The organism is Pseudomonas sp. ADAK2 (genome assembly GCF_012935755.1).
GTDB lineage: Bacteria > Pseudomonadota > Gammaproteobacteria > Pseudomonadales > Pseudomonadaceae > Aquipseudomonas.
Genome location: NZ_CP052862.1, coordinates 5,378,016 through 5,391,238 on the forward strand (window position 1 = coordinate 5,378,016; position 13,223 = coordinate 5,391,238).

Below are 13,223 nucleotides of genomic sequence, written 5' to 3' on the forward strand. Positions count from 1 at the left end.
TGAACCTCTGGCTGACCAAAGGAGCCCCGTCATGAACCTGCATCAGTTCGCCGAAACCCACGAAGTCACCAACCAGCCACCGTCCCTGGACGGCACCAACCTGTATCGCATCGACCTGCCGTTGCAGGAGTGGTCGCGACGCTTTGGTGCCGGTTGGGCCGAGTCGCGGATTGACGCGTATGGTGCATTGGCCGGTGGGCCGCTGATGGAAGCCGGGTTCCTGGCCAATCAGAACAAACCGGTGTTCGTCAGTCACGACCGTTATGGTCATCGCATCGACCTGGTTGAATTTCACCCGGCCTATCACGAACTGATGCGCACCGCGGTCGAACACGGCCTGACCTCGTTGCCGTGGGCGCATCCGCAGCCCGGCGCCCACGTTGCGCGCGCCTCCATGAGTTACCTGCACAGCCAGGCTGAGGCCGGCAGTGGTTGCCCGTTGACCATGACTTTCGCCAGCGTCCCGGCGATGCGCCTGCAACCGGACCTGGCCGAGCAATGGCTGCCAAAAATCCTCGCCACTGAATACGACCCGCGTAACGTCGGCATGGCGCACAAGGCTGGCGTCACCATCGGCATGGCCATGACCGAGAAACAGGGCGGCACCGACGTGCGGACCAACACCACCAAGGCCTATCCGGTGGGTGCCAGCGGTCCGGGCCAGGCCTATGAATTGGTGGGGCACAAGTGGTTCTGTTCGGCGCCGATGTGCGATGCGTTCCTGACTCTGGCCCAGACCGACAAAGGCCTGACCTGCTTCCTGCTGCCGCGACATCGCCCGGACGACACGCGCAATCAGTTCTACATCCAGCGCCTGAAAAACAAACTCGGCAATTGCTCCAACGCCTCCAGCGAAGTGGAGTTCCGTGGTGCGCTGGCGTGGATGATCGGCGAAGAAGGTCGAGGTGTGCCGACCATCATCGAAATGGTCGCCATGACCCGCTTCGATTGCATGGTCGGTTCCAGTGCGCTGATGCGCCAGGCCCTGACCCAGGCCAGCCATCACTGCGCCCACCGCACCGTCGGCGGCAAGTTGCTCAGCGAACAACCGTTGATGCAAAACGTCCTGGCCGACCTGGCCCTGGAAAGCGAAGCCGCTTTGGCGTTGAGCTTGCGCATGGGCAAGGCGCTGGATCATCTGAATGACAGCCACGAAGCCAAATTCGCCCGGCTGGTGACAGCGGTGGGCAAATACTGGATCTGCAAGCGTGCGCCGGGAATGATCAACGAAGCCGCCGAGTGCATGGGCGGTGCCGGTTATGTCGAAGAAAGCATCCTGCCGCGCCTGTACCGTGAGGCGCCGGTGAATTCGACGTGGGAAGGTTCCGGCAACGTGCAATGCCTCGACGTGCTGCGGGCCTTGTCGAAAGAGCCGGGCGTGCTGGATGTGTTGTTCAGCGAGTTGGGCGATGGTCACGGCGACAAACGCCTGGCCGCGCACATCACTCAATTGCAGGCGGCGTTCAAGGACACCAGCGACATTCAATACCGCGCCCGGCAGTTGACTGAAGACATTGCGCTGGGCTTGCAGGCCAAGTTGTTGCTGGAAGCGGGGAATGCGGCGGTCAGTGATGCATTTATTGCCAGCCGACTTGGTTCGGCGGGGCGGGTGTATGGCGCGTTGCCGCGCGGGCTCGACGTGGAAGCAATCGTGGCGCGCTCGACCCCTCAAGGTTTTTGATCACGCCGATACCTCGCCACAAGTGTTGTGTATGGTTCGAGAGGGTGGGCCGCCATCCTCACGCCACTGTTCCCGTGAAGCGACGATGCAGGCAAGATGAAGGTCTGCAAGTCAGAACACAGGAAGCTGATCGTGACCGAAGCGTTTATTGTTGTTCAAACCGCCGAACAAGCCGTAGACCGGCTCGCCGCCCTGCATGAGCAGGCTACTTCTGCGCTGAATCAGGCGCTCAAACGTTACCTCAAGGATCGAATCGAACCGGACGCCGAACAGCGTGCGATGTTTCGTTATCCCGAGTTGCGCCTGACCTACCTCTGTCACGGCGAAGTGCCACAAACCACCCGCGCCTACGCCAAGGTTCAGTTGCCGGGAACCTACAGCGTCACCGTCACCCACCCGGCGGCGTTCCGTAAATACCTGCTGGAACAGTTGGTGCCGCTGATGCACGACTTCACCGTCACGGTGGAAGTCGGCGTCAGCCAGCAGAACATTCCGTATCCGTACGTGGTCGAGCAGGGCGATGAGTTGGCCGGCTCAGGCGTCACCGCTGCCACGCTGGCGCGGGTGTTTCCGAGTACCGACCTGTCCGCCGCCACCGACGGCATCGCCGATGGCCTGTACGACTGGGAAAACACCGATCCGCTGCCGTTGGCGCTGTTTGATGCGGCGCGGGTGGATTTCTCCCTGCGCCGGCTGGTGCATTACACCGGCAGCGACTGGCGGCATGTGCAGCCGTGGATCCTGCTGACCAACTACCACCGCTATGTCGACCAGTTCATCGTCCATGGCCTGGAGCAGTTGCGCAGCGATCCGCGTTTTGTGCGCATGGTGTTGCCGGGCAACGTGATCATCGAAAAGAGCATGGACCACGGCGAAGCCTCGGCGATTGCCGCGGGCGTGGTCTGGCACCGTTACCAGATGCCGGCCTATCACCTGATCGCCAGCGATGGCCACGGCGTGACCCTGGTGAACATCGGCGTCGGCCCGTCCAACGCCAAGAACATCACCGACCACTTGGCGGTGCTGCGTCCGCATTGCTGGCTGATGATCGGCCACTGCGGCGGCCTGCGTCAGTCCCAGACCATTGGCGACTACGTGCTGGCTCACGCCTACATGCGCCGCGACGGGATTCTCGACCGGGTCGTGCCGCCGAACATTCCGATCCCGGCCCTGGCCGAAGTGCAAATGGCGTTGCAGCAAGCAGCGGCCAACATCACCGGCGAGAAGGGCGACGAACTGAAGAAGCGCCTGCGCACCGGCACCGTGCTGACCTACGATGACCGTAACTGGGAACTGCGTTGGGCTCAGGAGCGGCCATTGATCAACCTGTCCCGCGCCGTGGCGGTGGACATGGAAAGCGGCACCATCGCCGCCCAGGGTTATCGCTTGCGGGTGCCGTACGGCACGTTGCTCTGTGTCTCGGACAAACCGTTGCACAGCGAAATCAAACTGCCGGGTTCGGCCAACGCCTTCTATGAACGCGCGGTCAGCCAGCACTTGAAGATCGGTATCGAGGCGGTGGATCTGTTGCGCACCGAACTCAACTCGTTGCACTCGCGCAAACTGCGCAGCTTCGACGAGCCGCCATTCCGCTAATCGTTGCGATGGTCATTTAGCGGTCAGGGCACTAGCATTGTCAGCCCTGACCGTTAGATGTTCTCTTTGCCATGTCTCGTCCTCCACGTCCCATTTCCCGCCGCCCTGGCGCGAATAGCCCGCAATCCTCATCCGCCCCGCGCCGTGTCGCCAAAGCGCCGCCGGCCGAGCCGAAATTGATTCTGTTCAATAAACCGTTCGATGTGCTGACGCAATTCAGCGACGGTGAAGGGCGGGCGACGCTCAAGGATTACATCGAGATTCCCGGGATCTATCCGGCGGGGCGGCTGGACCGCGACAGCGAAGGTTTGCTGTTGCTGACCAACGACGGCCAGCTTCAGGCGCGGATCGCCGACCCGAAACACAAACTGGCCAAGACCTATTGGGTGCAAGTAGAAGGCGAACCGAGCGCCGAGCAGTTGCAGCGCTTGCGCGATGGCGTCGAGTTGAACGACGGCATGACCTTGCCGGCCGAAGCGCGGCAGCTTGAAGAGCCTGACCTGTGGCCGCGCAACCCGCCGGTACGCTTTCGCAAAAGTGTGCCGACCCGTTGGCTGGAGCTGGTGATTCGTGAAGGTCGCAACCGTCAGGTACGACGCATGACCGCGGCGGTCGGCTTGCCGACATTGCGTCTGGTGCGGGTCAGAATCGGCGACTGGTCGATCGAAGGGCTCGATCAGGGCCAGTGGAAGGAAGTGCCGGCGCGGTTATGAATGGTTTTCGATGTACGCGATGACCACGCTTTTGATGATGAACGCGAAGATCCCCAGGCCCAGCACGAAGAACAGGATCATGGTGCCGAACTTGCCAGCCTTGGATTTTTTCGCCAGATCCCAGACGATGAAACCCATGAAAATGATCAGGATGCTGACCAGGCCAGTCATCATCCACTCTTCGAATACTGCAGGATCCATCGAACATCTCCAGCGCGGGCGCGGCTAAAAGGGCGGGGCGAGTATACGCCATGGGGCAATGCCGGGGCATTGACCTGCGTCGGTGTGTCGCGGTCATTGGTCGCCCGCAGAGTGATCGTTCCCACGCTCTGCGTGGGAATGCATCCTGTGACGCTCTGCGTCACGATTCACGGCGGACGCGGAGCGTCCATGGCGGCATTCCCACGGGTCGCGTGGGAACGATCTGCAACTCGATCAACTGCGCAGATGCGTCAACGGTAACTCGGTGCTGTTCAACACCTGATTCAACACAAAACTCGAGCGAACGCTGGTCACCCCTTCAATCCGGGTCAAATGCCCCAGCAGCAGTTTCTGGTAATGATCCATGTCCGGTACCACTACCTTGAGCTGATAGTCCGCATCCATCCCGGTCACCAGGCTGCATTCCAGCACTTGCGGCAAGGTCCGGATCGCCGCTTCGAAATTTTCGAAACGCTCAGGCGTGTGCCGGTCCATGCCGATCAGCACATAGGCCGTGAGGCTCAGGCCAAGCATCTTGCGGTCCAGCAGGGCCACCTGGCGTGAAATGTAGCCGTCGTCTTCCAGCTGTTTGACGCGGCGCGAGCACGGCGAAGGCGACAGGCCGATGCGTTCGGCCAGTTCCTGGTTGGAGATGCGCGCGTCACGCTGCAATTCCGCCAAAATGCTCAGGTCGTAACGGTCGAGTTTGCTCATCAATCAGTCCTTTGTCGTAACTATTGCGGCAGATTATCTATCCAGGGTTAAAAATTGCGCAAGTGATGTTTATTTGAGCAATCTTCGCAATCCTCTGCCAGCGCCCCAGGCCTATTCTAATTACCAGAATCACTGCTCGGACAAACAGTCCACAGCGACTCGCCCAATCAGGCCAGTCGCGGCCGCCACCCCCACCGGGGATGTGCCGGCCCCCGAGCTACACACTGTCCAGAAGACGGCGTGAGGTGAGCCGACGTCATAAGCGTCGAGCACGGACGAAGTTCTCAAAGGGAGGCCGACGGGTCTCCCTTTTTTATTGCTCAATAAATAAGTTGCGTGACTGATAACCTGTTGCAGAACCGGCCTGTGCTTTCCCAGTCTCATGTACAAGCCCTAACCCGCAGTGAGGAAGAGCATGAAGTCGCGCATCTGGCGTTTGGCCGGTGTTGGTTTGCTGTGTGTAAGTGTCAGCGCGCAATCGCTCGCCGATGATCAGGAAAGCCGCAGCCCCCATGGCGGGCAGCGCGGGCCGGAGCATCAGGGTGACAATCAGGGTCAGAACCAGCCTCGTCCGCAAAACAACCCGCAACAAAATCAACCACGGCCGCAGAATACTCCGCAGCAGAACCAGCCGCGTCCGCAGAACAACCAGATCATTCGTGGCGACAACAGCCGCCAGTTCGAGCACAACGGCCAGAACCGGAACGACGGCCAATGGCAGAACCGTCAGCCGCACGATGCCAACACTCAGGTTCGTCCGGCGCCACCGCCGCCGCAACTACCGGCCAATAGCCTGCCGATCCAGGGTCGGCCCGACACCGTGCGCCAGACCCAACAGCCGCGCTACGGTAACTATCAGGACATCCCGCGCCGCAACGATAACAATCAGCACTGGCAGAACGGCAATCAGGGCCCGCGTCCCGATGACCATCGCTGGGAAGGTCGCCCGAACGGGCACGGCAACGGTTGGGGCCCAGGCCCGCAGTATCGTCCCGGTCAGATGGTCGATCGCTTCCCGGACCGCAACTTCCGCGTGCCGTACCGTGGCCAGGACTACTTCTACTCCGGCGGCTACTGGTATCGACCACAAGGTCCGCGCTATGTAGTGGTTCAGCCGCCGCGCGGGATCCGCGTGCACTACATGCCTGACTACGCCCGTGAAGTGTGGATCGGCGGGGCGCTGTTGTTCCTCGCGGCCGGCTCGTATTACGCCTACGAACAAAGTACTCAGGATTACGTGGTGGTCGAACCACCGACAGGCGCCCCACAACCGCAACCGACCAGCAACGGCATTGATGTGACGGCGTATCCGGCCAACGGCCAGTCGCCGGAGCAGGTCGCCCAGGACGGTTACGAGTGCTCGCAATACGCGGTGCAGCAAAGTGGCTTCAATCCGCAAACCGCGACGTACCAGCCTGATCCGTCAGTCGTGCAAGCCTACCGCCAGGCGCAGGGCAACTGCCTGGGCAGTCGCGGTTATCAAGTGACCTTCTGATCCTTGGCTGCCAACACCACTTCCTGCGGGTCGGCGTGCACCAGCACTTCGGCTCGTGGGTAAGCGGCGTGAATGGCATCGGCGGCTTGATCGCTGATGCCGTGGGCGACTGACAACGTCAGCTCCCCCGGCAATTCCAGGTGCAACTGCACAAACCAGTGGTTACCGGAAATCCGCGTACGCAAATCATGCGCCCCCAGCACTCCCGGCACAGCGCACGCCAGCTCCAGCATGTGCTGGCTGACATCCGGCGGCAGTTCTTCATCCATCAGTACCGCGAAACTTTCCCGGGCGATATGCACCGCGCTCCAGAGGATGTACACGGCAATTCCCAGGCCGAACCAGGCGTCCAGTTGATGCCAGCCGAACCCGGCGAGCACCAGTGCCACCAGAATGCTGCCGTTGAGCAACAGATCAGAACGGTAATGCAGCGAGTCGGCGCGCACGGCGTTGGAGCCGGTGGCCTTGATCACCCGATGTTGCAACATCAGCAAGGCCACGGTCAGCGCGAGGGAGAAAATGATCACCCCGATGCTGATCCACGGCGCGCCCACCGGTTCCGGGTGTTTCAAGCGATCGAACGCCTGGAGGGCAATCAGCACCGCACTGCCGCCAATGAACAGCGCCTGGGCCATGCCCGACAGCGATTCGGCCTTGCCGTGGCCGTAGCGATGATCGTCGTCGGCCGGGCGCAAGGCGTAATGCACCGCCAGCAGATTGAGCAGCGAAGTGATGCCGTCGAGTGCCGAGTCGGTCAACCCGGCGAGCATGCTCACCGACCCGCTGAGCCACCAGGCGATAGCTTTGGCAATAATCAGCGTGCAAGCCACCGCCACGGAGGCGCGGGTCGCCAACCGCAGTAGGCGAGCGTGTTCGAGGCTGGTGGTCATGGGTGAAGCAGGCCCTTTAATTGAATGGATTATGCGGCAGGTTGCAGGCCAAACATGGCCAGTTGCTGGGTGCTGCCCTTGTGCTGGATCAGGCGTGGATCGTCCAGCGGGAAGCTGCGGCCCAGCTCGGTTTCCAGAATAGTCTGCAACTTGCGGTTATCGACCTGGCCGTCCGGGCCGATCGCTTCCTTGAGTTTTTCCGGCGCCACCTGCGCGGTCTTGCCCGGTTCAAAATAAATCGCGCCAGTGGCGAAGTCGACGGCAAAAGCGATCAGGCCAGGGATAACGTAGAACAGCAGGCCGACGGCATCGAGCACCGCGATGGCCGGGTCGATCTTGCCGTCAATCTGGCCGCGACGGTCCGGGTAGAAAATCGATCCGCAGGCGGTCACCTGGGTCAGCAGGGTGGCGACCAGAACACCGCCAATCAGGCGAAAGGGGATACGCATATGAAATCTCCTGAGTCATTTGAAAAACGAACGGGCGTCTATATGAATTAGGACTGTGATTAACGCCAAGCAGTTCGCCGTTATACTCGCGCCTCTGTTTGGGAGCCAGCATGATTTCTTTGCCGATTGATGAAGTTTTACCCGCCCTGCGTGAAGCCTTGGCGACACGCCACGAAGCCGTGCTCGAAGCACCGCCCGGCGCCGGTAAAACCACCCGCGTGCCGTTGGCCTTGCTCCATGAGCCGTGGCTGGCCGGGCAGACGATTCTGATGCTCGAACCACGGCGGTTGGCGGCGCGCGCGGCGGCGGAGCGTTTGGCCAGTGAACTGGGTGAGAAGGTTGGTGAAACCGTCGGTTATCGCATTCGTCTCGACAGCAAAGTCGGTCCCAACACCCGCATCGAAGTGGTCACCGAAGGCATTCTGACCCGACGTTTGCAGGATGATCCGGCGCTGGAAGGCGTGGGTCTTTTGATCTTCGATGAATTCCACGAGCGCAGTCTCGACGCGGATCTGGCGTTGGCCCTGAGCCTCAATGGCCGCGAGCTGTTTCGTGACGACCAACCGCTGAAAATCCTCTTGATGTCCGCAACGCTGGAAGGCGAGCGCCTGGCCGGGTTGCTCGATGACGCGCCGATCCTGCGCAGCGAAGGCCGCATGTACCCGGTGGCGATGCGCTGGGGGCGGCCGTTCCAGCCCGGTGAATTTATTGAGCCGCGCCTGGTGCAAACCATCCTCGAAGCCTTGAACGATGAAACCGGCAGCGTGCTGGTGTTCCTGCCGGGGCAGGCGGAGATTCGTCGCGTGCATCAACAACTGGCTGATGCTCTGGGCCAGAGCACGCAAGTTCTGCTTTGCCCGTTACACGGTGAACTTGATCTGGCTGCGCAACGCGCCGCGATTGATCCGGCGCCGGCAGGCTTTCGCAAAGTGGTGCTGGCCACCAACATCGCCGAGACCAGCCTGACCATCGACGGCGTGCGTGTGGTGATCGATGCCGGGCTGGCGCGGGTCCCGCGTTTCGATCCCGGCAGCGGCATGACTCGTCTCGATACTCAGCGTATTTCTCGCGCCAGCGCCACGCAGCGCGCAGGTCGGGCCGGACGATTGGAGCCGGGTGTGTGTTATCGCTTGTGGTCGCAGGATCAGCATGAACAACTGGCGGCCTACGCCAGTGCGGAAATTCTTTCAGCGGACCTTGCCGGATTGGCGTTGCAACTTGGCCGCTGGGGCGTGACACCGGGTCAATTGGTCTGGCTCGACGTGCCGCCTGCCGCCGCGTATGCACAGGCCCAGGATTTGCTCGATCGCCTCGGCGCCCTGGACGGCGAAGCGCTGACCCGGCACGGCCAGGCGATGGCCGAATTGCCGGCGCATCCGCGTATCGGCCATTTGCTGTTGCGCGGACAGGCGTTGGGGCTGGCGGACATGGCTTGCGATGTCGCCGCACTGCTGGGCGAGCGCGATATTGTGCGCGGCGCTGGCGCCGATCTGCACAGCCGATTGGTGCTGTTGTCCGGCGAAGAGCGCGCCGCCCGCGGTGCCCAGGGTGGCGTGCAACGTGCCCGGCAACTGGCGCGGCAGTATCGCGGCTATTTGCGCGGTAAAGCCTCGGAGCCGGTCAGCGATCCCGATCATCCGCGTTGGCTCGGCGCATTGTTGGCGTTGGCCTACCCGGATCGTGTCGCGCAACAGCGGCGGGCCGGTGGCGCGGAATATCGTCTGGCCAATGGCCGGGCGGCGCTGTTCGCCGAGGCCGACAGTTTGATGAAGCAACCCTGGCTGGTGATCGCCGACCTCGGCAGTCGCCAGGGCCAGCGAGAAGAGCGGATTTACCTGGCAGCAGATTTTGATCCGGCGTTGTTCGATTCAGTGCTGGCAGAGCAAGTGCGTTGCGTCGATCAACTGGATTGGGACGAGCGCGAAGGCGTGTTGCGGGCCGAGCGGCAGCGCAAGGTCGGCGAGTTGATCCTCAGCCGCGAACCCTTGACCGGCCTCGACGAAAGCGCCCGCAGTCAGGCGCTGGTCAACCTGGTGCGGCGCAAAGGTCTGGAGTTGTTGCCGTGGACTCCGGAGCTGCGTCAGTGGCAGGCGCGGGTGGCGTTGTTGCGCCAGCTGGACCTTGCTGCCAAGGGCGAAAGTGAATGGCCGGATGTCAGCGACGCCGCTTTGCTTAAAAGCCTTGAACACTGGCTAATGCCGTACCTGGGCAAAGTCTCGCGCCTGAGTCACTTCGCCAACCTGGACCTGTCGAGCATCGTGCATAACCTGCTGCCGTGGCCCTTGCCGCAACGGCTGGATGAACTGGCGCCGCATCATTTGAGCGTGCCGTCCGGGTCATCGATTCGCCTCGACTATAGCGAGCAACCACCGATTCTGGCGGTGCGATTACAGGAGCTATTCGGTCTGGCCGAAACCCCGCGCATCGCCGGTGGGCGGCAGGTGGTCAAGCTGCACCTGTTGTCCCCGGCACGGCGGCCGGTGCAGGTGACCCAGGATCTGGCGAACTTCTGGCGTAGCACCTATGCCGAGGTGAAGAAGGATTTGAAGGGGCGGTATCCGAAACATTACTGGCCGGATGACCCGCTGGTGGCCGAGGCGACGGCGCGGATCAAGCCGCGTAAAAGCTGAAGATCTTTTAAGGTGCCGCCGGCAACAAAAACCGCGCGATCACCGGCAAATGATCGGAAATCCGCAACGTATCGTCCTGCCGCACCGTCGCCTCAACCCGCTTGATCCGCGGACTGTAGAACAGGTAATCAACCGTCCGGTCCGGGCCGTTCAAGCCGGGGTCGTTCGGGTAATGGGTCAGCCACTGCGCCCGGTCGACACCGCTGGCTTCATTATTTGTAGGGATCATCGGGTATTTGTCCCACAGCACATGCAGTGCGCTGTCGGCGGAGTAGGGTGTGCGTTGCTCGGTGGGCAGGCGTCGGTACTGGCCCAGCGGCAAGAGATTGAAATCCCCGCCGATCAGCCACGGCGTGCCACGACTTTCGTATTTGTCGAGGACTTTGGCCACCGCGGTCACCTGCGCTTGCAGGGTGTCGTCGGGTTGGATCACGCGATCCAGATGCGTATTGAGCACTGCGATTTGCCCGCCATCGCTCAGCGGTAGATACGTCGCCAGCAAGGCATTTTTCGGTTTGAATTGACGGCTGATGACATTGGCCGGCGTCACTGGCAACTGCATGCGCTCGGCATGCTTGATCTGGTAGCGGCTCAGGGTTGCCAGTTGCCGGCCGACACTGCCAAAAATGTGCGGCTCGGGGACGAAGTCGGCCTTCCAGTCGAAGGTGTGAGCACTGCATGGGAACAGGTCGGCGACCCGTTCCTGCAACAGTTTGAACTGGTCCTGATAATCGCTGGCCTTGGCGCCGTTATCGAGTTCTTGCAGCAACACAATGTCCGGTTGCTCATCACGAATCACACGCGCCACTTCATCGAGGCTGAACGCCATGTCTTCAAGCGTGGGGTTTTCATCATCGCCCTGGGCCAGGTCGTTCCAGAATACGTAGCGTTTGCCCGCCAGGTACTGGACGTTCCAGGTCATCACCTTCAAGGCCTGGCCGGGGACCAGAGTTGGCGCCTTGGCGTTGCAGCTGACCGGCAACACTTCCTTGGCTTCGGGGCGCCAGGTCACGCTGTAGATCAGCAGGCCGGCCAGGCCGACGATCAGCAGCAGGCCCAGCAGGGTGTAGCGCAGTAGACGGGTCATTGGCTCGGCTTATAGCGTTACAAAGATGACCCCGAGCATACCCGAGAGCAGTGCCGGCGCCCAAGGGTAGAGCAGTCAGACTGTTCCGTCGTTTTTGTCAGGCGCTTCGCCGATCAGCATGAACAGACGGAACAGGACCACGCTGGTGAACAGTTGCAAGAAGCTGTGGGCGCTGTCGATCAGCAAGCCGAGCACCGGGTTCTGTGGCTCCGGGTAGACCTCCAGGCTGGCACCCTTGAGCAACCACAACGGTGCCATCACCGCCAGAATGCACACGAGGATCCGCAGGAAATGGCCGCGGGTCAGGCGCAGGCTTTCCTTCATCGCCGCCAGTGGCGCCAGGCCGCGCAGCACTAGCAAATACTCAGCGAATGCGAGGGTCACCATCAGCCAGATGCCCGGCAGGAAATACAGCGACAGGCCAATAAGAATCAGCAGCGTATTGAGCGCGGTGAGCAGGGCGAAGCGCGGCCACAGGGTCGCGGACATGGCCAGCAGGTCGCGGATGCGCGGCGATTCGCCACGGCTGCGAGCATCGAGAAACAGGATCAGCGCGGCGGTGTACAGCGGATACACCAGCAAACCGACAATCACGCTGTACCCGGGGAAACTGTCCGGTTCGGTGGTGTTGTCGACGATTTGTTGCAGGAACGCCTCGAAAATCACCAGCGGCAGGCACAGTTGCACGATCTGGCCCAGATTGCGCTTGAAGAAATACAAGGAGTCACGCAGCACTTCGAACGGATTCATCAGTCGGTATCGCAGGTTAAAAGCAGTCCCACACTTTAACCGATGAAACGCCGGGGGGCGCAAACGTAAACGTTAGGTAAAGGCCATTGAAACATCCTGTTGCAGCCCCATTACTGTCAAGCACCTTATCCACAGTGGATGAGGGTGACGATATTCCCGGCAATCTACGAGGTCGCCATGAACAGCGAAGAACAAACCCTGATCGATGGACTGTTTTCCCGGCTGCAACAGGCCGAAACGGACTCAGCCCCGCGCGACGCCCAGGCCGAGACGCGGATCAAGGAGCACCTGACTCGCCAGCCCGCCGCGGGCTATTTCATGACCCAGGCGATTCTGGTGCAAGAGGCTGCGATCAAAAGCCTCGATGAACAGAACAAGCAACAGGCCCAGCAGATCCAGCAATTGCAGGCCGAACTGCAACAGGCCAAGGCATCCGCGCCGGCCCCGAGCGGTGGTGGTTTCCTGTCGAGTATCTTCGGCGGCGGTTCCCGCGATCCGCAGCCTGCGCCGACGCAAAGTCCACCGCCCGCGACCGGCGGCTGGCGTGAACCGGCGCGGCCATCGTTCAACTCACAACCGCCCCAGCAAAACTTCGGCGCCCCGCAACAGAACTACGCGCCACAACAACAGGCGCCGGTGGGTAGTGGTTTCCTCGGCGGCGCCCTGAAAACCGCGGCCGGCGTGGCCGGTGGCGTGATGCTGGCGCAAGGCATCAGCAGCCTGTTCCACAGCAATCAACAACCCCAGGAAATCGTCGAAGTCATCAAGGAAGAGCCGGCCCAGGTCAACGACCATAGCGGCAACGACTGGAACAACGACCAGAACGTGGCCGGTAACGACTCCAACGACCAGGGCAATTTCACCGACGCCGACTACAGCGATGACAGCTCGTCATTCTTCGGCGGCGATGACGACGACTCCTTCGTCTGACCCACCACTCGTCCGGGGCGCATAAGCGCCCCGGGCCGATTATTCGCGGAACAATCCTCCGGGCTGGCATACTGGGCGACTTTTCGG

General features: G+C 61.5%; 12 protein-coding genes. 6 read left to right on the forward strand and 6 right to left on the reverse strand.

Going from position 1 to position 13,223, the window contains the following annotated elements:
- Positions 1 to 31: 31 nt before the first annotated feature.
- From HKK52_RS24710 to HKK52_RS24720, 3 genes are all read left to right on the forward strand, one after another.
- The gene (locus HKK52_RS24710; RefSeq protein WP_169372940.1) at positions 32 to 1,681 is read left to right on the forward strand and encodes an acyl-CoA dehydrogenase family protein; all 1,650 of its coding nucleotides are present in this window, start codon (positions 32 to 34) and stop codon (positions 1,679 to 1,681) included.
- Positions 1,682 to 1,777: 96 nt separating this feature from the next.
- On the forward strand, positions 1,778 to 3,277 hold the full coding sequence (gene amn, locus HKK52_RS24715; RefSeq protein WP_166656019.1) for an AMP nucleosidase: 1,500 nt from the start codon (positions 1,778 to 1,780) through the stop codon (positions 3,275 to 3,277).
- Positions 3,278 to 3,348: 71 nt separating this feature from the next.
- Positions 3,349 to 3,990: a pseudouridine synthase gene (locus tag HKK52_RS24720; protein WP_169372941.1), complete on the forward strand. Its 642-nt coding sequence runs from the start codon at positions 3,349 to 3,351 to the stop codon at positions 3,988 to 3,990.
- Here HKK52_RS24720 and HKK52_RS24725 read toward each other — a convergent pair.
- Both HKK52_RS24725 and HKK52_RS24730 read right to left on the reverse strand, forming a co-directional pair.
- Positions 3,985 to 4,191 carry a DUF2788 domain-containing protein gene (locus tag HKK52_RS24725; protein WP_054052468.1) on the reverse strand — a complete coding sequence of 69 codons (207 nt, stop codon included), beginning with the start codon at positions 4,189 to 4,191 and terminating at the stop codon, positions 3,985 to 3,987. The two genes, HKK52_RS24720 and HKK52_RS24725, sit on opposite strands and share 6 nt — an antisense overlap.
- Before the next feature lie 234 nt (positions 4,192 to 4,425).
- Positions 4,426 to 4,905: an Lrp/AsnC family transcriptional regulator gene (locus HKK52_RS24730; RefSeq protein WP_007937367.1), complete on the reverse strand. Its 480-nt coding sequence runs from the start codon at positions 4,903 to 4,905 to the stop codon at positions 4,426 to 4,428.
- 415 nt (positions 4,906 to 5,320) lie between these two features.
- On the opposite strand from HKK52_RS24730, the gene HKK52_RS24735 reads away from it, so the two are divergent.
- Positions 5,321 to 6,400 carry a DUF6515 family protein gene (locus HKK52_RS24735; protein WP_169372942.1) on the forward strand — a complete coding sequence of 360 codons (1,080 nt, stop codon included), beginning with the start codon at positions 5,321 to 5,323 and terminating at the stop codon, positions 6,398 to 6,400.
- Here HKK52_RS24735 and HKK52_RS24740 read toward each other — a convergent pair.
- Both HKK52_RS24740 and HKK52_RS24745 read right to left on the reverse strand, forming a co-directional pair.
- Positions 6,385 to 7,290 carry a cation diffusion facilitator family transporter gene (locus HKK52_RS24740; protein WP_169372943.1) on the reverse strand — a complete coding sequence of 302 codons (906 nt, stop codon included), beginning with the start codon at positions 7,288 to 7,290 and terminating at the stop codon, positions 6,385 to 6,387. The two genes, HKK52_RS24735 and HKK52_RS24740, sit on opposite strands and share 16 nt — an antisense overlap.
- A 29-nt stretch (positions 7,291 to 7,319) precedes the next feature.
- Positions 7,320 to 7,739 (reverse strand): polyribonucleotide nucleotidyltransferase, encoded by a 420-nt coding sequence (locus HKK52_RS24745; protein WP_092277683.1) that lies wholly within the window; start codon positions 7,737 to 7,739, stop codon positions 7,320 to 7,322.
- 110 nt (positions 7,740 to 7,849) lie between these two features.
- On the opposite strand from HKK52_RS24745, the gene hrpB reads away from it, so the two are divergent.
- A complete protein-coding gene (hrpB, locus tag HKK52_RS24750) occupies positions 7,850 to 10,369 on the forward strand; it encodes an ATP-dependent helicase HrpB (RefSeq protein WP_169372944.1) in 2,520 nt (839 codons plus the stop codon).
- A gap of 7 nt (positions 10,370 to 10,376) precedes the next feature.
- On the opposite strand, the gene HKK52_RS24755 is transcribed toward hrpB, so the two are convergent.
- Together HKK52_RS24755 and HKK52_RS24760 are read right to left on the reverse strand one after the other, a co-directional pair.
- On the reverse strand, positions 10,377 to 11,456 hold the full coding sequence (locus tag HKK52_RS24755) for an endonuclease/exonuclease/phosphatase family protein (RefSeq protein WP_169372945.1): 1,080 nt from the start codon (positions 11,454 to 11,456) through the stop codon (positions 10,377 to 10,379).
- Between the two features lie 75 nt (positions 11,457 to 11,531).
- Positions 11,532 to 12,206: a YciC family protein gene (locus HKK52_RS24760; protein ID WP_169372946.1), complete on the reverse strand. Its 675-nt coding sequence runs from the start codon at positions 12,204 to 12,206 to the stop codon at positions 11,532 to 11,534.
- A 177-nt stretch (positions 12,207 to 12,383) separates the two neighbouring features.
- Between HKK52_RS24760 and HKK52_RS24765 the strand changes: the two genes are divergently transcribed.
- Positions 12,384 to 13,136: a DUF2076 domain-containing protein gene (locus HKK52_RS24765; RefSeq protein ID WP_169372947.1), complete on the forward strand. Its 753-nt coding sequence runs from the start codon at positions 12,384 to 12,386 to the stop codon at positions 13,134 to 13,136.
- Positions 13,137 to 13,223: the final 87 nt, after the last annotated feature.